This is a genomic window from Nostocoides sp. (assembly GCF_037045025.1).
Classification (GTDB): Bacteria; Actinomycetota; Actinomycetes; order Actinomycetales; family Dermatophilaceae; genus Nostocoides_A.
Genome location: NZ_JBAOHM010000009.1, coordinates 111,357 through 128,238, shown reverse-complemented (window position 1 = coordinate 128,238; position 16,882 = coordinate 111,357). Strand labels below are relative to the sequence as shown.

Here is a 16,882-nt window from a genome sequence, read left to right as displayed (position 1 = left end):
ACTGACCTCATTCCCATTGACGCACGCCGACCCCGCAAAGGTTGTCCCGTCGGGGTCAGGCGCCAAAATCGCGTGCGGTCAGGCGGGGTGGTGCGGTTCAATCGACGCTCATGGTCACAACGGTTCGCGGCGCGCGGCTCCCCGAGGGATTGACCTGCAGAGATCTGACGATGGCCGACGCCCGAGCGGTGTATGAGTTGATGGCTGCCGACCAGCTCGCGCACATCGGACGGGTCGAGATCGAGGAGGCCGACATCGTCGGCGACTGGCAGCGCCCGTCGTTCGACGTGCCGGCCCGGGTCGTCGGCGTCTTCGATGCCGGCCGGCTGGTCGGGTATGCCGAGGCCGGCGAGCGCGGTGACGCCGCCGTCCACCCCGACCTGCTCGGCCGTGGAATCGGCACCTGGCTGGCCTTCGAAATGCAGCGCCGGGCGCGCGAACTCGGAGCCACGGTCGTCGGAATGCCGGTGCACCAGGGCTCACCCGGGGATCGGTTGCTGGCGGAGCTGGGCTATCACATCCGCTGGACCTCCTGGGTCTTGCAGCTACCCGAGGGGGCACAAGTCCCCGACCGCCCCCTGCCGGAGGGGTATGCCGTGCGCGCCGCCCGGGACGAGGAGTCGGAGCGGCGCGCGGTCCATGACGTTGTGGAAGACGCCTTCGGTGAATGGTCGAACCGGGAGCGCGAGTCGTTCGCGGACTTCACGGCCAGCGTCCTGCGGCGGCCGGGGTTCGCCCCGTGGAACCTGCGGGTGGTCTCCGCGCCGGACGGATCGATCGCCGCAGCGGCCATCGTCCTGGTCTTCCGAGGAGCCCAAGCCGGAGGCCTACGTTTCGCGGCTCGCGACCCGCGCCGACCAGCGCCATCGGGGTCTCGCCCAGGCATTGTTGGTCGACGCGTTCGCGGTGGCGCGTGAGCACGGCGCGGTCGTGTGTGGACTGTCCACCGACAGCCGCACGGGCGCGCTCGGGCTTTATGAAAAGGTCGGTATGCGGGTCGTCGACACCTGGGTCAACCGGGCGATCACGCTCTGAATTCGGCTCACTCGACGGTCGACTCCAGCCAGGCATGCACGAGCGGGATGACGCTCGCGCCCTCCCCGGCCGCGCTCGCCACCCGCTTCATCGAGCCGGCCCGCACATCGCCAGCAGCGAAGATGCCAGGGACCGTCGTCCCCAGGCTCGTCGGCGGGATGCCGTCGCGCCAGAACTCTTGCGGCACATCGCTACCGGTCAGCACGAAGCCGTGATCGTCGCGGGCGATGTCGGGTGGCATCCAGCCACAGCGGGGTTCGGCACCAAGGAGGAGGAACAGGCCGCGACAGGGCACCCGTGACGGCTCGCCGGTCCCGGTGTCCTGCAACTCGATCCAGTCCAAGACGTCCGAATCACTGCCGCCGTCGACGACCTCGGCATTGCCGTGGACCCGGATGCGCGGGTTGTAGGTGATCTCGTCGATGAGATACCGCGACATCGTCGCCGACAAGTCGGGCCGGCGCACGACGATCGTCACCGACCGGGCAAACCGCGCCAAGTGGACGGCCGCCTGGCCCGCCGAGTTGCCGCCGCCGACGACGATGGCGTCGGCGTCCTCAAGTTCCCGGGCTGCGGTCATGGCGGCCCCGTAATAGACGCCGCGACCGATGAACGGCTCCAGCGACGGCACATCGAGCTTTCGGTAGTCCACGCCGCACGCGATGACGACCGCCCGCGCCCGCACGTCCCCGCCCGCGGTGCACAGGACGTGCGGGTCGCCGTCGAATCCGGGCTTCAACGCCGTAGCCGGCCAGCCGGTGAAGAACCGGGTGCCAAACCGGATCGCCTGGTTGCGCGCGCGTTGGGCAAGTTTGCCGCCGGAGATGCCGCGCGGGAAGCCGAGATAGTTGCGGATCATCGATGAGGTGCCCGCTTGGCCACCGATCGCGTCGGACTCGATGCACATCGTCGACAGGCCCTCGCTGGCGGCATACACCGCGGTGGCCAGCCCGGCCGGGCCGGCGCCGACGATGACCACGTCGACGACGGTGTCGACGTCGATGTCGTCCGGGCGGCCGTAGATGACGATCGCGACGTCGCGCACGGACGTGGGCGTGAACACGTGGTCGGATTTGAAGGTCCGCACCAGCGGGAAGACCGGCTCCGGGCCGGCGAGGGCGATCATCTCCAGCCCAACCGGGGAATCCGGGGCATAGACCCGGCACGGGGAGCCGATCCGGAAGAGATAGTCGCGGATCTCCAACACCAGCCCGTCCCCGCCGGGCGCGACGATCTGCACCGAATCCACCAGCGGCGCAGCGACGCTCGCGCCCCACTCGTTGAGCAGCTCGGTGATCGCCAGGTGGAATTCCTCATCCCGGATGCCGCGCGGCATGAGCAGGAAGGCGTCGTACTTCCCCTTCGTCAGCGGCGGGCGCAACCGCTCGGCGTCCTCGCGGAAGTTGTCCCACGCCGCGGTAATCACCCGCCGGCTGGTGGGAACCAAGGAGCGCAGCATGTGCAACATCGCCGGGGCCTCGATGTCCGCGACCCGGGAATCGCAGACGAACATCGCGATCTGTGCGCCCCGCCGCACGGCGCTCATCGTCGCCTGCACCGCCTCGTCCACGGATCGGGCGCTGACGAGGTCGTATTCGGCGGCATACCGCGCGAACACCTCGCGCAGGCGATCGGCGTGGATGGAAGACACCAGCACGATGGCCGGAGTGATCGGCTCGGTCACAGCCGAATGGTAAACAACCTCTCGACGGGCCGGTCAGTAGCGCGGCTCGGGGTGCGGGTCATACCAGCCGTCGTGCTCGCTCGTCAGCGCGACGAAGCGATCGTGCAGACCACCGGCGACGGCGCCGGTCTCGTCGACGACATTCGCTTCCCGGACATAGACCGCCCATTCGTCGGCCTCGGGATCGTCCTCGCCGGCGAGCGGCGCGCGGATCACGCGGACCTCGGTGAAGCCCTCCTCGCGCAGTTCCGCGGCGATCTGCTCGGCCACGCCCTGGTCGGGGAAGATCAGCAGATGCTCGCTCACGCTCACAGGGTAAGCGGGGGGTCGCCGATCCGGGGGAGGGAATCGGCATGCGCGCTCGGGTGTTTGCACTCTCGCGACGTGCGATCGTGGACACTGCCAACTGATGGAGGCCATATGACCGCTCCGGCCCGCGGGCGCGCCTGGCTGCCCCTGCTCGTCGTCGCGCTGCTCACGCTGGGCGCGGCCTTCTTCCTCGCCGACCCGTTGGGCCGGCTCAAGGACGTGATCCTCGGCGCGCCGCAGCCGCCGAACGCCAGCGATGTGACGCTGCTGGAACTGCAGCGCACCTCGCAGCTGCGGGCGGCGAGCGGGACCTTCTCGGTTCCGGTCTATTACGGGATGGACGAGAGCGGCCTGCGGCAATACATCCCCGACGTTCTCGACCAGGATGCCGGCGTGGCGATCTATCAGGGCAGCGTCGATGCGCTGATCGAGCTGGACGGGCTCACCCGGGAGAACCTGAGCGTCGACAAGGCGACCAACACGGTGACGATCACCTTGCCGCCGCCGACGCTGACCGAGCCCAATATCGACGAAGAGCGCTCCCGGGTCGTGGTTCAGCAACGGGGCTTGACCACGCGGGTGAAGGACTTCTTCGCGGCCGCGCCGCTGCAGAAGAAGCAGGAGCTCGACCGGGAGGCCGTGGCCGCGCTTCGTGCCGCCGCTGCCCAGTCGGAGCTGGGCGAGACCGCCCGCGCCAACGGCCGGGACTTCCTGGTGTCGGTGGCCAAGCGGATGGGGTTCACCTATGTCGTCGTGCGCTATAGCGACGAGGCGACGACACCCGGTCAGAACAACTGACGACCGCCCCCCACCCGCCGAGGAGTAATCTCGGCTACTCGGCCGGGACGCGGCACGCTTGGCCCATGGAGAGTTCCCGCCGAAACCTGCTGCGCTCCGGGATGTTCTAGTCAAGACGCAGGACACGCCGCTGACCGGCCGCGTCCGGCGCGCCCCGCTCAGCGATGCCCAAAAGATCTCGCGGACACCCTCGCCGTGGATTCCGCGCCGCGCACGCGCTCTAATTCGATTGACAGCCCCGTGGGGCACTGACACCGTGCCCCGGTGAGCCAACGGAAACGCCCTCCCTTCGATGCCGACGAACGCACCCAGCTGCTCGGCTGGTATCAACTGCAGCGCGACATCATCATCCTCAAGACCGACGGCCTCAGCGAGGAGGATGCCCACCGCGTCGTCGTCGCCACGTCGCCGTTGATGACCGTCGCGGGCGTGGTCTCGCACCTGCGCTGGGTCGAACACACCTGGTATGAGGTGGCCTTCCTCGGCCACGATCCGGTCGGCAGCCCCGCGTTCGCCGACGGCCCGGAGGACCTCGACTTCATCGTCGCCGCCGAGCGACCGCTGGCCGAGCTGATCGCCGACTATCGTGCCCAGTGCGCACGTTCCGACGAGATCATCGCCGGCGCAAGCCTGGATGATCTCGGCCGGTTCAACGGCTTCCCCGCAGGCCACGCGAGCCTGCGCTGGATGGTCATCCACATGGTCGAGGAGACCGCCCGGCACGCCGGCCAACTCGACATCATCCGGGAACTGTTGGACGGCGCGACGTCCTATTACTGACCCGTGCGTCGTCGGGACGCCGTGCCTCAGCGCTTGGCCGCGCCCACGCCGAGCGCCTCCAGCACCGCATCGGCGATCAACCGATGTCCCGCGGCATTGGGATGATTGCCGTCGCCCGCGAGCGCGCCGGTGGGGTCGAGGCTGCCGTTGCCCTTGAATGGCGTGAAGGCATCCACATAGAGGGCCCCGGTCCGCCTCGCGACATCGGCGATCACATCGTTGACCTCGCGGGTCAGGCTGTCGCTAATGGCGACATAGATATGCCCTCGCCCCCGGCCAACCGCGCCGTCGCGGAAGACATTCCAATATCCGAGAAGTGCGACCCTGGCATCCGCGGGTTGCTGGAGGTGGTGGATCTGCGCGATGGTGAACTCCAGATTGCGCCGCGACTGCGGCAGCATATCGGCGAAGCAGTCGGGCGCAGATGGGTCGGCACAGCTGGGATTTAGGCTTGCTGCGGATCGAAGCCGGGCAGCGTCGTGGTCAGCCAGGCGGCCATGGCCGGGAGGGTGGGTGGGATCGTCGCGACATTATGGCCGCCGTGCTGGAGGATGTAGCCCGTCACCGACAGGGGGGCCCGGGCGGCGTGCAGGAACGGGACGAGCGCGCCGTAGGCGCCGCGGTCTTCCTTGCTCGCCATCAACCACATCGCCACCGGTGGCGGGTTGACGTGCGCCAGCCGGGTCAAGTCGTATGTCTCCAGCCCTTCCGGATCGTTGGCGAACGGACGATAGCCGTAGAACTCCGGTGCGAGATAACCCATGAAGGACACTACGGCGCCGAAGGTGCCCGGGTAGTGCATGCCGGCGTTGGCAGCGCACCAGCCACCGTACGAGGCACCCAACACCGCCCACGAGGTCCGCGCGTGGGCGACCCGGAAGTGGTCTGCGGCCCATTGCGGAACGTCGTGGCCGATCCAGGTGAGCGTATGCGGGCCACCGCCCCCGGGTGGCGGGTTGACGCATTCGGTGTCGAGATTGAGGGGGGTGTTGATCTGGGGCATGAGGACGATCGGATCGGCCAGTTTGTGCTCGTCGATCAACCGTTGGAACCTGCCCCGCAGGTCGATCTCGTGAGCGACTGCGCCGGGCCCGCCGGGCCACCCGTGGAGCGCCTCGATGACGGGATAGGTGCGCCTGGACCTCGGGTCATAATCGGTGGGGAGTTGCACGAGGACGTGGCCGGTGACTCCGCTCGTCCGACCCGTCACGGTAAAAACTTGCTGCCGGGCGCCGGGCTGGGGCAGTCGCGGCAACGGTGCTGTGTCCGAGAGGAATCGCAGTCCAGAGGGCAGCGTCGAGGTGAGCGGCCCAGTGGCTCCCCGACCGATACTCGCGGCGCTATCCGGCGCAGGGAGTAGGTCTGCCCAACTGACGTAGAAGAGGTAGCTGTCGTTCAACAGCACGGCGCTCAGCGCGACGGTCAGGACGTTCAGGCCGAGGACCTGCGCGGCTCGCCACACGGTTGCCAACACTCCCGGTCTGGCCGCACGGGGACGCACGATCACGACGAAGAGCACGAGCGCGGCCAGGGCGAGCACGACGGGAACCAGGGAGCCGGTGAGTGACATGGTCAGTGACCTCGCGACGTGGTCGGGCGCATGAATGGGAAAGCCAGCACGCCGCGAATCGGAGCATTCGTCACGAGCATGGCAAGCCGGTCGATGCCGATGCCGAGACCGCCGGCGGGCGGCATACCGAGCTCGAGATCGTGCAGGAAGTCCTCGTCGAGTTGCATGGCCTCCGGGTCCCCGCCGGCGGCCTTGAGGGACTGCGTGGTCAGCCGCTCGCGTTGCTCGATCGGGTCGGTCAACTCGCTGTATGCCGTGGCTACCTCCATGCCGCCGATGACCAGATCCCAGCGCTCGACGAGGCCGGGCGCGCTGCGGTGCGGGCGGGTCAGCGGCGAGGTCTCGACCGGAAAGTCGGTGTAGAAGGTCGGCGCGATGGTCGCGGGCTCGACGAGTTCGGCATACAACTCCTCCAGGATGGCGCCGGGCCCCATGTCCGCGCGAACGGGTATGTCGTGCTGGCGCGCGATGCCGAGCAGGACGTCCGGATCGGTGTCCAGATCGACGTCTCGGCCCACGGCCGCGCCGACGGCCGCGAGCATCGGCACCACCGGCCAGTCGCCCGCGATATCCACCAGTCCCACGCCGGCCAGTCCCTTGCGGATCTGCTCCCCCACCGGGGCGGGGATGACCTCACGGCCATGAACCGCTCGCGCGGCCGCCCGCACGAGCCGCTCGGCCAGGTGGCGCATGGTCGTGTAGTCCCCGAACGGCTGATAGACCTCGAGCGAGGTGAACTCGGGGTTGTGGGTGGCGTCGGCGCCCTCGTTGCGGAAGTTGCGACCCATTTCATAGATCGGCCCGGCCCCAGCGACCAGTAGGCGCTTGAGGAACAGTTCGGGGGCTATCCGCAGGAACAGGTCGATGCCGTAGGCGTTGCTGAAGGTTCGGAAGGGCCGCGCGCTCGCACCGCCATGGATCACCTGCAGCATCGGCGTCTCGACCTCCACGTACCCGTCCGTCGCCAGCGTCTGGCGAATGGCGCCGATCACGGCCGAGCGCCGATGGATGGCCTCCAGCCCGTCGGGATCGACGAGGAGATCGACGGCCCGGTGGCGGCTGCGAGCATCACCGTCGTGGGCTCCACGCCACGGAAGGGGGTGCAGGCACTTGGCCAGGATCTGCCACGAGTTCACAAGCAGACTCGGTGTGCCCGTTCGGGATTCACCCAGCCGTCCTCGTATGCCGACCAGATCTCCCTCGTCGACCTGCCGGGTGAAGGAGCGGGTGTGCGCTCGGCCGATCCGGCCACTGTCGAGGAGGATCTGCACCTGGTTCGGGCCGTCGCGCAGGCCGGCGAAGACGACCCCGCCGAAATCGCGGACTCGCACGATTCGACCCACCACATCAGCCTTGGCACCCGCAGCCCACGTGGTGCACAGGTCGCAGATCGTGTCGGGCGCGGCGCCGGTCCCGACCGGGTAGGCGTCGACGCCGCTGTCGCGCAATAGCTCCAGCCGCGCCAGCCGGGTGCGGGTCTGATCACTGCGGCGCACTGTCGTGGTCGTCGGATCAGCGGGCTCGGTCTCCAGTGACCGGACACGGCTGAGCTGTTCTTCGGTGAAGTGACCGGAGGCACCGGGACTGCGCCAGGGAACGAAGCCCTCGGCCGCTCCCGCGGCGAGCGCGACGTGTGGGAGCGATATGACATCTTCATAGCAGAGGAATCGAGGAACCCACTCCGGCTCGTACTTCTGGTTCGAGCGGTACAACCGCTCCAGCTGCCAGAAGCGATCCAGCACGCCGAGGATGGAATAGCTTGCGCGGGTGAGCGATCCGGCCCCGATCCGCTCGGCGTCGGCATACGTGCGGCGAAACATGCAGAAGTTGAGCGAGACCCGCCGCACCCCATGATCTCCGGCGTGGGCGAGCAACTCGGTGACCAATAGCTCGGTGATGCCGTTGGGTGCGTCGGGGCTGCGTCGCATGAGATCGAGGGAGATGCCGCTGCGGCCCCACGGGACGAAGGAAAGAAGGCTCGCCAGCCGGCCGTCGGAAAAGTGCGCGGTGACAAAAAGGATGCGTTCGTCGGCGGGATCGCCCGCCCGGTTGAGCGCCATCGAAAAGCCGCGCTCGGGTTCGTCGCCGCGCCAGGCCTCGGCGCACTGTTCGACCTCGCGCAGTTCACTCGCTTCCAGTTCGCCCTGTCGCCGGATCCGGACCGTGATGCCAGAGCGGGCCGCTCGCTTGGCGGCGTGCCGGACGGGGGTCATCGAGATGCGCCGCAGGTCGAATTGGGCCGGGTGCAAGATCGCCTCGTCGCCGATGCAGAGCGCGCGCAGGCCCTCCCTGGCGTATGCCGCTGCCCCCGCTTCGCTGGCCCCCAGCACGGCCGGTGTCCAACCGTAGCGGCGGGCTTCGGCCTTCCACTCGCCGATGGCGTCGGGCCAGGACTCCCTCCGGCCGAGGGGATCGCCGGCGGCCATGCTCACCCCGCCGATGACACGATAGGTGACGACCGCGCGCTGGTCGGGCGAGAAGATCGCCGACCGGTCCCGGCGGGTCGCGAAATAGCCCAGCGAATCGGGGTCGCTCGCACGCAGCATCCGGCGAATGGCAATTTCGCGATCGGGCGTCCAGTCGCTCCCGCGGCGAGAGGTGGCGAGGAAGGCGACGACCGCGGCGATGACGCTCAACCCGAGCAGCGTCGCGACGACATCGCTGATCCACCTCTCGTCCCGGCCGCCGGCCGTTCCGGTCAACGCATGCACCCCGGTCCGCAGGAGGCTGCCCAGGTCGGCTCCGGTGGCTCGGGTCGCGGTCAGCAGAGCCCAGGCGACGACGGCGGTGAGCACGCCACCGAGCGCGAGCGTTGCGCCCGCGAACACCCACGACCCGCGACGCAACCGGCCGGAGAAGTCTGTGCGAAGGCGCCGCAATCCGGCGAGGGTGGCGATCGCGATCAGCATGGAGACGATGTCGAGGCCGCGGCCGAGGTCGCCTCGGGTCTCCCACGCCTCGGCGAGCGGCAGTGCCGGCTGGCCGATGAGCGCCAACACCCCGAGGTAGATGCCGAAAACCTGGAAGGCCGCCACCAACCACAGCCCGATTCGCTTGCGGAAGGCGAGGGTTCCAGTGATCAGGGCGAGCACGACAACCGACAGGAAGGTCGGCGCGACGGGCACATTGAGCAGCCCGAAGGTTATTTCGACGCGGGTCTCGCGCATTTGGCGGCCGACGAACAGGGTCAGCAGGGTAGCGGTGAGTACGCCCGCGGCATACGTCGCGGTGAGCAGGCGTCCCCACCCATGGATCGTCTGGTCGGCAGGCGAAGACCCGGGGCTCACACCGCCGACACTCGTCCTCGTCCCTGGGGATTCGCTGGGAGTCAGCCGAGGGTCTTCGGTTCGCCAGGAGGTGCGCCCCACGTGCTCGCGAGCGGGGAGATGGTCACAACGGCGTGGGCTGAGGACGAGCAACATCCTTCGGGAGAGCAAGGAAGGCCTAGCACGCGATCGCAACGAGAACGGCGGAAGCCATCAATAAAGCGGCCGTGCAACCGCTTTCGAAGGCCGACTTGACCTCATCGGATGCTCGCTCCCCGGCGAACGATAAGGACGGCGACGACCGCCACCGGGACGTTGACGACGAAAGCCACCGCCCAGATGGCCGCCCTCGACCCGGCGCGCTTCCCGCACATCACGTCATTGGTCACGACCTTGCGACAACACACCGAGCGCGACCAGTATGAGCAGGGACTCGACCTCATCCTGGCCGGCATCGACGCTGTTGCACAGGCGCACGGCGCCCGTCGGTAGGCGGCTCGAGTCCAGGTCGAGCCGCTGCTGCGGCCTACGCCCGCGGCTCCCAGACGACCAAGGCCTGGGAACGGTGGTGGCGCGGTCGCTGTCCCGGACGCAGCATCACCGCGTCGCCACCGGAGCCGACCGCAAAGATCCGCCGGCCGCGCTCGGCCTCGGCCCGATCGAGCGCCTTGGCGAGCTCGCCGACCCGGGCGCGCAGGGCCTCGACCTGGTTCTCCAGCTCCAGGATGCGCTGGATGCCGGCGAGGCTGATGCCCTCCTCCTGGGAGAGCCGCTGCACCTCGCGCAACTGGGTGACATCGCGCGGTGAGTAGCGCCGGCCCCCGCCCCGCGTGCGGGACGGGGACACCAGGCCGAGCCGGTCGTATTGCCGCAGCGTCTGTGCGTGCATTCCGGCAAGCTCGGCCGCGACGGAGATGACGAACAGGGGGGTCTCGTCGTCGGGACCGAGCCCGTCGAAGATCGCCATCGTCACTCCTTTTGTGCGTCCGTGAACAATGCTGCCCGCGGGTCGAGGTCACCCTCCTGGGCTTGCAGTTTCTCGACCGCTTCTCGGGCCTCGTCCGAGAGGCGTTGCGGGACAATGACCTGCACCTTGGCGAGCAGGTCACCGGCACCGTCCTTGGTCTTGACGCCCCGGCCCCGGACCCGGAGCACGCGCCCGGACGGTGTGCCCGGAGCGATCTTGACCTTGACCGGGCTTCCTTCCAACGTGGGAACGGAAACCGTTGCCCCCAAAGCCGCTTCGGCGAAGGTGACCGGCAGGTCGACGGTCAGGTTGTTGCCGTCCCGGCCAAAGACCGGGTGTTTGGTGACCGTCACGGTGAGGATCAGGTCGCCTTTCGAGGCGCCCGGGTCACCCTCAGCGCCCTTGCCGCGCAACCGGATTTTCTGGCCGTCCTTGACCCCGGCGGGGATCTTGGTGGTGATCCGGTTGCCATCCAAGCCGGATAGCGTCACGGTCGAGCCAGTGACCGCATCGCGGAAGCTCAGCGTGGTCTTGGCTTCGATGTCCTGGCCCTTCTGCGGACCGCGGGGAGCGCCATACCCACCATAACCGCCTGCGCCACCTGGGAATCCGCCCTGCTGGCCGTAGCCACCCTGGGCTGAACAGCCCGCTGAGTAGGTCCTCGAGGTCGGGCTGAGCGCCACCGCCTCGGGCACCGCCGGGGAAACCTTGGGTGCTGAACCGGACGTTGCCGCCGCCCCCGCCGAACATCTGCGAGAACACATCTTCGAAGCCGCCCGCGCCCGCGCCACCGGGACCGCCCGCGCCCGCAGTGAATCGCGCACCGCCGCGAGTCATTTGCCGGATCGCGTCGTACTGCTGGCGCTGCTCGGGGTCGGAGAGAACGGCATACGCCTCGCCGATCTCCTTAAAACGCGCCTCGGCGTTGGGGTCGTTCGGGTTTTGGTCCGGGTGCTCCTTGCGGGCGCGCTTGCGATAGGTCTTCTTGATCGTCGCCTCGTCGGCGTCGGCAGGGACGCCGAGGATCGCATAGAAGTCCTTCTCAAACCAGTCTTGGCTTGCCATCGTGGCGTCCTCCTCTCACAAACTTATTGTCTCGTATGCCGATCGCCGCCTAACTCGGATCTGCTACCGCGACCCGGGCGGGCCGCAGCACGCGAGAGCCGACGCGGTAGCCGCCCTGGAGCACCTTCACGACAGTCGTCGTGGTGGCGCCGTCGGGCATCGCGCCGGGGAAGGCGGACTGGTCAACGTGCATGAGCGCCTCGTGGATCTCGGGGTCGAAGACTTCACCGACGGCGCCATAACGTTCGGCGCCGAACTTGGCCAAGGTCGCTTCGAATTTGTCGGCGATGGCCGCGAACGGGCCGTCGGTCAGTTCGCCGTGATCACGCGCGCCCTGGATGTCATCGAGCACCGGCAATAGCGCCTCGATGACGTCCTGGATCGCCCGCTCCTGGATGAGCGGCCGGTCGCGGTCGACACGGCGCTTGTAGTTGACGTATTCGGCGTTGAGCCGCTGCAGGTCGTTCAGCCGCTCAGCGGCGAGAACGGTGTCGGGGTGAACGGCGTCGGCCGGCTCCTCGGGAGCGACCGCTGCGGCGGGGTCGACGGCTGGGATGTCCTGCGGGGGGAGGGCGCCGCCCGAAGCGGGCGGCATACCTCCTCCATGGGCAGGGCCCGCGGATCCGGCCGCAGCCGGATCCGCAGGCGCCCCAGCGTCATTGACCGCTTCTCCGTTCACCGCGTCGCCGTTCGGCTGGTGGCCGGACTGCGCCTTTGGGAACTCGGTCACTTCTTCTCCTCGTCGTCCTCCACGACCTCGGCGTCGACGACGTCGGAGTCGTCATTGGCCGTGGTGCCCTGGGCGCTGTCGGTGAACTCGCCGCCGGGGACGTCGCCGGACTCACCCTGCTGCGCCGAAGCGGCATACAGGGCAGCGCCCATCTTTTGCGACTCCTCGTTGAGCTTGTCGACCTTCTTGGTGAGGTCCTCGACCGAGGTGTTGGCCTCGGGCTTGATGGCCTCCTTGAGGTCAGCCAGGGCCGTGTCGACCGGGCTCGCGCATGTCGGCGGTCAGCTTGTCGCCGCTGTCGGCGAGGAACTTCTCGGTCGAGTAGACGAGCTGCTCGGCGTTGTTGCGGGACTCGGTCTCCTCGCGGCGCTTGGCGTCCTCGGCGGCGTGCGCCTCGGCGTCCTTGACCATCCGGTCGATCTCGTCCTTGGACAGGGCCGAACCACCGGAGATGGTGATCTTCTGCTCCTTGCCGGTGCCGCGGTCCTTGGCCGTGACGTGGACGATGCCGTTGGCGTCGATGTCGAAGGTGACCTCGATCTGCGGGACGCCGCGGGGAGCGGGCGCGATGCCGGAGAGTTCGAAGGTGCCGAGCGGCTTGTTGAGCTGGGCCATCTCGCGCTCACCCTGGAAGACCTGGATCAGCACCGACGGCTGGTTGTCCTCGGCGGTCGAGAAGACTTCGGACCGCTTGGTCGGGATCGCGGTGTTGCGCTCGATGAGCTTGGTGAACAGGCCACCCTTGGTCTCGATGCCCAGGCTGAGCGGGGTGACGTCGATGAGCAGGACGTCCTTGCGCTCGCCCTTGAGCACACCGGCCTGCAGCGCCGCGCCGAGCGCGACGACCTCGTCGGGGTTGACGCCCTTGTTGGGCTCCTTGCCGCCGGTCATCTCCTTGACCAGGGCCGAAACCGCGGGCATGCGGGTCGAGCCGCCGACGAGAACGACGTGGTCGATGTCGCTGACCTTGATGCCGGCATCGCGGATGACGTTCTGGAAGGGCTGCTTGCACCGGTCGAGCAGGTCCTTGGTCATCTGCTCGAAGTTGGCCCGGGTCAGCGTCTCGTCGAGGTGGATGGGGCCGTTCTCGGACATGCTGAGGTATTGCAGCGAGATGTTGGTGCTCGTCGCCGAGGACAGTTCCTTCTTGGCCTGCTCGGCGGCATCGCGCAGCCGCTGCATGGCGATCTTGTCCTTGGACAGGTCGACGCCGGTGGTGTTCTTGACCGTGGTGAGCAGGTGCTGGACGATCCGGTCGTCCCAGTCGTCGCCACCGAGCTGGTTGTCACCGCTGGTCGCGCGGACCTGGATGGTCGAGAAGCCGTCCTCGGGGTCCTTGCCGACCTCGAGCAGGGAGACGTCGAAGGTGCCGCCACCGAGGTCGAAGACGAGGATGAGCTCGTCCTCCTTGCCCTTGTCGAGGCCGTAGGCCAGCGCGGCCGCGGTCGGCTCGTTGATGATCCGCAGGACGTTCAGGCCGGCGATCTCGCCGGCCTCCTTGGTGGCCTGACGCTCGGCGTCGTCGAAGTAGGCGGGGACGGTGATGACCGCGTCGGTGATCGTCTCGCCGAGGTAGGACTCGGCATCCCGCTTCAGCTTCTGCAGCGTGCGGGCGCTGATCTCCTGCGCGGTGTACTTCTTGCCGTCGATGTCGCCGGTGCGCCAGTCGGTGCCCATGTGGCGCTTGACCGAGCGGAGGGTGCGGTCGGCGTTGGTGACGGCCTGCCGCTTGGCGACCTCGCCGACGAGGACCTCGCCGCTCTTGGAGAAAGCGACGACGGACGGGGTGGTGCGACCGCCTTCGGCGTTCGCGATGATAGTGGGCTCGCCGCCTTCGAGGACGGCGACGGCCGAGTTGGTGGTTCCGAGGTCGATACCGACTGCACGGGCCATGTGGTGGTGCTCCTTGTGTGTTGAGAGTTGAGCTGCTTGCACTCAAGTTAAGGCCCGTGTGCCGCTTGCGCAACTTCGAGTCCGGAAACTTGCGTCTGATTGGCTCAACTCTTGGCGCTGCCTGGATGTTCCCGGTTCGGCGACCTTCTTGAGCGCGACCTGTTGTAGGTTCCGGCGCAAGTTGTCACTTTCCGGGTTTCCTGTCACTTGCGTGTCACTTCCGGGTTTCTTGTCACGCCGGGAGGACGCTGGATCCATGGCCAGGGCGCCGCGAGGCGAGGTCGAGTTCCGGTACACGTCCTTCGAGGGCGAGGACGTCGTGACGACACTGGACCGCTCGCCGGCCGATGAGGTCGTCCGCGGGTTGCCCGTGCGGAGGTTCGGCTCGCACGCGGGGATGGGCCACTACCCGGGCTGGTGGTGGTCAGCGACGATGTCGGCCCACGTCGGCTACGAGAGCCTGCTGGAACGGAACCGGCTGATGCTCGCCGACTTCGACCGGGGCGTGACTGCCGTGGCCAGCCAGCCGTTTGGACTGACCGGGCGGGATGGCGATGTCACCCGTCGACACGTCCCCGATTACCTGCTTGCCGGACCCAGCGGGGTTGCCGTGGTCGACGTGAAGCCCGCTGGGCAGCTCGACAAGCCCGAGGTGTCGGCGTCCTTGGAGTGGACCGCACGGCTCATGGCCGAGCGGGGTTGGCGGTACGAGGTCTGGTCAGGCGCCAGCGAGGTGCTGCTGACCAACGTCCGCTTCATCGCTCAGGGTCGTCGGCCCGCTCTGGTTCATACCCCTGCGCTGGCCGGGCTGGCCGCTGTGGGAGAGCCTGGGCGAACGCTGGGGGAGGCACTCGAGGTCGCCGACTGGGACGTGGCGACCGATCTCCGCGCCGCGCTCCTGGTGTTGCTCTGGCAGCAGGCCTGGCGGGTCGATCTCGATACGCCGCTCAGCACGACCACCACCATTTTGGACATCGGAGGTGACCATCTCCGGCAATGTGCTTGAGCTGAAGGTCGGCGCCCGCGCCTGGTTCGACGGCGGCGCCTGGACTGTGTGCGAGGTCCTCGGAGCTGAGGTGCGCTTGCGCGACTCCGACGACCGGTACCGGCTCACCGCGATCGACGAATTGCTTGGCCGAGCACGCGGCCTCGATGCGGACGCCGGTCCATCATGACCGGGGAGCAGGTGACGCCCGAGATGATGCGCTCCGGGGCCTACAAGAAGACACTTGAACCCATCTCGGCGGGCATGCTGTTCTCGACCGACTCCCCACCGACGCTCTCCGCATGGGGCGAGCTCGACAGGGTCGCCCCGTACGCCGTCAGCAAGAAGTTCGCACAGAAGCTGCATTCCAGCAGCGTCCCCCACGACGTGCTGGTCTTCCCCAACTCGGGCCACGCCCTCAACCGTGACCCCGATATGAACGAGTTGCTGGGCACCAAGATCAACGACTACCTCGACCGACACGCCCCCTTGGGCTGACCTCATCCACACTCCTGCCGAATGGAAGAACCCACATCATGCTTACCGAACCCGAGGCGAGCACGCCTCGCACGAGTAGAGCCAAGAAGATCCGCAAGCGTGTCCTCATGACACTCCTGGTGATCGTCGGCGTGATTGCGATTTTGATCGCGGCGCTCTTCGGTTTCATGACGTACAAGAACACGCACTACTACGACTTCGTGAAGACCGGTGGCCCGATCGAAACCAAGTACACGCCCATGGGTTCCCTCGACGTCACCCACGTCTCGGTCAGCGATGGTGGCGATAAGTTCGGTCAACAGCAGGTCTGGTACCCGACCGAGCTTGAGAAATCCGACAAGAGCTACCCGGTCGTGATCATTGCCAACGGGACGGGCAGCATCGCCTCGACCATCGAACCGGTCCTCGAGCATTTGGCGTCCTGGGGGTTCATCGTGGTCGGCAACGACGACGAGAACTCGCGGACCGGTGAGTCCTCGGAAGCCAGCCTTAATTTCATTCTCGGTAGCAATGACGATGCCAAAAGCATCTTCAAAGGCCACGTCGACGTCGACCACATCGGCATCGCTGGCCACTCTCAGGGTGGCGTCGGAGCGATCAACGCGGCAACGAAACAGCCCAGCGCGAAGAGATACTCGGCGCTGTTTCTTGCCAGTCCTACGGGAGAGTACTGGGGAACGAACCCGGACTTCGGGCCGGAATGGTCGTACGACCCTGCGAAACTGTCGGCCCCGACCTTCGCCATTGCCGGCACCGGGTCCTTCGACGCCGGGACGGCCTCGGACATCAAGGCCACCGAGGGTCAAGGGATCATCCCGCTCTGGTCGCTCCAGAATACTTTCGACGCCATCCCGGACGACGTCGCGAAGATCATCGCCCGTCGCGCTGAGGCGGACCACAGTGACACCCTGACCAGCGGCAGCGGATACATGACCGCTTGGTTCGCCTACTGGCTGAAAGGCGATCAAGAGGCGCACCCCGCGTTCTCCGGCGATCGACCTGAGATCGCCGCCAACCCCGAGTGGCAGGACGTCAAGATCAAGATCGGCGGCTGACGGAGACCAACCGACAGGATCGGGCAGGCTCCCTCAAGTGCGGTCACAAACTGCATAACCACCCGGTCATCCTGGCCTGCGAGGTGACGATCGCCGAGGCGGCGCGCAAGGAGAGTGGCGCAGGCAGCCGAGCGGGCGCGGAGCTGACGACCCGGGCGGTTCGCCGAGCACCAGCCTCTGCGACTGACCGTCAGAGGCGTGGCGCCCGGACAAGAAGAGCTGGAACCTACACCTGTTGTTTGTTTGT

15 protein-coding genes and 3 pseudogenes are annotated in these 16,882 nt (G+C 67.6%); 9 read left to right on the top strand and 9 right to left on the bottom strand.

The genetic code is table 11. The annotated features are described in order from the left end of the window. Positions 1 to 110: 110 nt before the first annotated feature. Together V9G19_RS09640 and V9G19_RS09635 are read left to right on the top strand one after the other, a co-directional pair. Positions 111 to 410 (top strand): annotated as a pseudogene (locus V9G19_RS09640) (GNAT family N-acetyltransferase); the annotation flags it as partial. Further along, complete coding sequence (locus V9G19_RS09635; protein ID WP_462285445.1) at positions 316 to 1,035, top strand: GNAT family N-acetyltransferase; 720 nt, start codon at positions 316 to 318, stop codon at positions 1,033 to 1,035. The pseudogene V9G19_RS09640 and the gene V9G19_RS09635, both read left to right, overlap by 95 nt. Before the next feature lie 7 nt (positions 1,036 to 1,042). On the opposite strand, the gene V9G19_RS09630 is transcribed toward V9G19_RS09635, so the two are convergent. Continuing rightward, positions 1,043 to 2,719, bottom strand: a complete 1,677-nt coding sequence (locus tag V9G19_RS09630) for an NAD(P)/FAD-dependent oxidoreductase (RefSeq protein WP_462285265.1) — start codon at positions 2,717 to 2,719, stop codon at positions 1,043 to 1,045. A gap of 33 nt (positions 2,720 to 2,752) precedes the next feature. After that, complete coding sequence (locus V9G19_RS09625; RefSeq protein ID WP_462285264.1) at positions 2,753 to 3,025, bottom strand: hypothetical protein; 273 nt, start codon at positions 3,023 to 3,025, stop codon at positions 2,753 to 2,755. A 114-nt stretch (positions 3,026 to 3,139) separates the two neighbouring features. Here V9G19_RS09625 and V9G19_RS09620 point away from each other — a divergent pair, with 114 nt between their 5' ends. Together V9G19_RS09620 and V9G19_RS09615 are read left to right on the top strand one after the other, a co-directional pair. Beyond that, on the top strand, positions 3,140 to 3,826 hold the full coding sequence (locus V9G19_RS09620) for a DUF4230 domain-containing protein (RefSeq protein WP_462285263.1): 687 nt from the start codon (positions 3,140 to 3,142) through the stop codon (positions 3,824 to 3,826). Positions 3,827 to 4,090: 264 nt separating this feature from the next. Beyond that, the gene (locus tag V9G19_RS09615) at positions 4,091 to 4,606 is read left to right on the top strand and encodes a DinB family protein (RefSeq protein WP_462285262.1); all 516 of its coding nucleotides are present in this window, start codon (positions 4,091 to 4,093) and stop codon (positions 4,604 to 4,606) included. Between the two features lie 26 nt (positions 4,607 to 4,632). On the opposite strand, the gene V9G19_RS09610 is transcribed toward V9G19_RS09615, so the two are convergent. Genes V9G19_RS09610 through lysX form a run of 3 tightly spaced genes read right to left on the bottom strand, consistent with a single transcriptional unit; the run spans position 4,633 to position 9,463 of the window. Beyond that, positions 4,633 to 5,007 (bottom strand): SGNH/GDSL hydrolase family protein, encoded by a 375-nt coding sequence (locus V9G19_RS09610; protein ID WP_462285261.1) that lies wholly within the window; start codon positions 5,005 to 5,007, stop codon positions 4,633 to 4,635. 44 nt (positions 5,008 to 5,051) lie between these two features. Further along, positions 5,052 to 6,176: an alpha/beta hydrolase gene (locus tag V9G19_RS09605; protein ID WP_462285260.1), complete on the bottom strand. Its 1,125-nt coding sequence runs from the start codon at positions 6,174 to 6,176 to the stop codon at positions 5,052 to 5,054. A 2-nt stretch (positions 6,177 to 6,178) separates the two neighbouring features. After that, positions 6,179 to 9,463, bottom strand: coding sequence for a bifunctional lysylphosphatidylglycerol synthetase/lysine--tRNA ligase LysX (gene lysX / locus V9G19_RS09600; RefSeq protein ID WP_462285259.1), 3,285 nt, complete (start codon positions 9,461 to 9,463; stop codon positions 6,179 to 6,181). Positions 9,464 to 9,757: 294 nt separating this feature from the next. Between lysX and V9G19_RS09595 the strand changes: the two genes are divergently transcribed. Beyond that, the gene (locus tag V9G19_RS09595) at positions 9,758 to 9,934 is read left to right on the top strand and encodes a TetR/AcrR family transcriptional regulator C-terminal domain-containing protein (protein WP_462285258.1); all 177 of its coding nucleotides are present in this window, start codon (positions 9,758 to 9,760) and stop codon (positions 9,932 to 9,934) included. A 34-nt stretch (positions 9,935 to 9,968) separates the two neighbouring features. Here V9G19_RS09595 and V9G19_RS09590 read toward each other — a convergent pair whose 3' ends face one another. From V9G19_RS09590 to dnaK, 4 genes and pseudogenes are all read right to left on the bottom strand, one after another. After that, on the bottom strand, positions 9,969 to 10,409 hold the full coding sequence (locus V9G19_RS09590) for a heat shock protein transcriptional repressor HspR (protein WP_462285257.1): 441 nt from the start codon (positions 10,407 to 10,409) through the stop codon (positions 9,969 to 9,971). Between the two features lie 2 nt (positions 10,410 to 10,411). After that, positions 10,412 to 11,474: pseudogene (locus V9G19_RS09585) on the bottom strand (DnaJ C-terminal domain-containing protein). Between the two features lie 49 nt (positions 11,475 to 11,523). Further along, entirely contained in the window at positions 11,524 to 12,069 is a 546-nt protein-coding gene (grpE, locus tag V9G19_RS09580) for a nucleotide exchange factor GrpE (RefSeq protein WP_462285256.1), read from the bottom strand. Between the two features lie 131 nt (positions 12,070 to 12,200). Beyond that, positions 12,201 to 14,097, bottom strand: a pseudogene (gene dnaK / locus V9G19_RS09575) (molecular chaperone DnaK). Between the two features lie 256 nt (positions 14,098 to 14,353). Between dnaK and V9G19_RS09570 the strand changes: the two are divergent. Genes V9G19_RS09570 through V9G19_RS09555 form a run of 4 tightly spaced genes read left to right on the top strand, consistent with a single transcriptional unit; the run spans position 14,354 to position 16,635 of the window. Continuing rightward, positions 14,354 to 15,103 (top strand): TnsA-like heteromeric transposase endonuclease subunit, encoded by a 750-nt coding sequence (locus tag V9G19_RS09570; protein ID WP_462285255.1) that lies wholly within the window; start codon positions 14,354 to 14,356, stop codon positions 15,101 to 15,103. Then, positions 15,078 to 15,272, top strand: coding sequence for a hypothetical protein (locus tag V9G19_RS09565; protein ID WP_462285254.1), 195 nt, complete (start codon positions 15,078 to 15,080; stop codon positions 15,270 to 15,272). The genes V9G19_RS09570 and V9G19_RS09565 overlap by 26 nt, the downstream gene beginning before the upstream one ends. Next, positions 15,269 to 15,580: an alpha/beta hydrolase family protein gene (locus V9G19_RS09560; RefSeq protein WP_462285253.1), complete on the top strand. Its 312-nt coding sequence runs from the start codon at positions 15,269 to 15,271 to the stop codon at positions 15,578 to 15,580. The genes V9G19_RS09565 and V9G19_RS09560 overlap by 4 nt, the downstream gene beginning before the upstream one ends. A 38-nt stretch (positions 15,581 to 15,618) precedes the next feature. Beyond that, positions 15,619 to 16,635, top strand: a complete 1,017-nt coding sequence (locus tag V9G19_RS09555) for a poly(ethylene terephthalate) hydrolase family protein (protein WP_462285252.1) — start codon at positions 15,619 to 15,621, stop codon at positions 16,633 to 16,635. Positions 16,636 to 16,882 lie beyond the last annotated feature (247 nt).

What these genes read in the sequence shown, in the direction of transcription:
- V9G19_RS09635 (WP_462285445.1), top strand. Translation starts at nt 316, where the DNA reads ATGCCGGCCGGCTGGTCGGGTATGCCGAGGCCGGCGAGCGCGGTGACG.
- V9G19_RS09620 (WP_462285263.1), top strand. Translation starts at nt 3,140, where the DNA reads ATGACCGCTCCGGCCCGCGGGCGCGCCTGGCTGCCCCTGCTCGTCGTC.
- V9G19_RS09610 (WP_462285261.1), bottom strand. Translation starts at nt 5,007, where the DNA reads ATGCTGCCGCAGTCGCGGCGCAATCTGGAGTTCACCATCGCGCAGATC.
- V9G19_RS09605 (WP_462285260.1), bottom strand. Translation starts at nt 6,176, where the DNA reads ATGTCACTCACCGGCTCCCTGGTTCCCGTCGTGCTCGCCCTGGCCGCG.
- V9G19_RS09590 (WP_462285257.1), bottom strand. Translation starts at nt 10,409, where the DNA reads ATGGCGATCTTCGACGGGCTCGGTCCCGACGACGAGACCCCCCTGTTC.
- grpE (WP_462285256.1), bottom strand. Translation starts at nt 12,069, where the DNA reads ATGCCGCCCGCTTCGGGCGGCGCCCTCCCCCCGCAGGACATCCCAGCC.
- V9G19_RS09570 (WP_462285255.1), top strand. Translation starts at nt 14,354, where the DNA reads ATGGCCAGGGCGCCGCGAGGCGAGGTCGAGTTCCGGTACACGTCCTTC.
- V9G19_RS09560 (WP_462285253.1), top strand. Translation starts at nt 15,269, where the DNA reads ATGACCGGGGAGCAGGTGACGCCCGAGATGATGCGCTCCGGGGCCTAC.
- V9G19_RS09555 (WP_462285252.1), top strand. Translation starts at nt 15,619, where the DNA reads ATGCTTACCGAACCCGAGGCGAGCACGCCTCGCACGAGTAGAGCCAAG.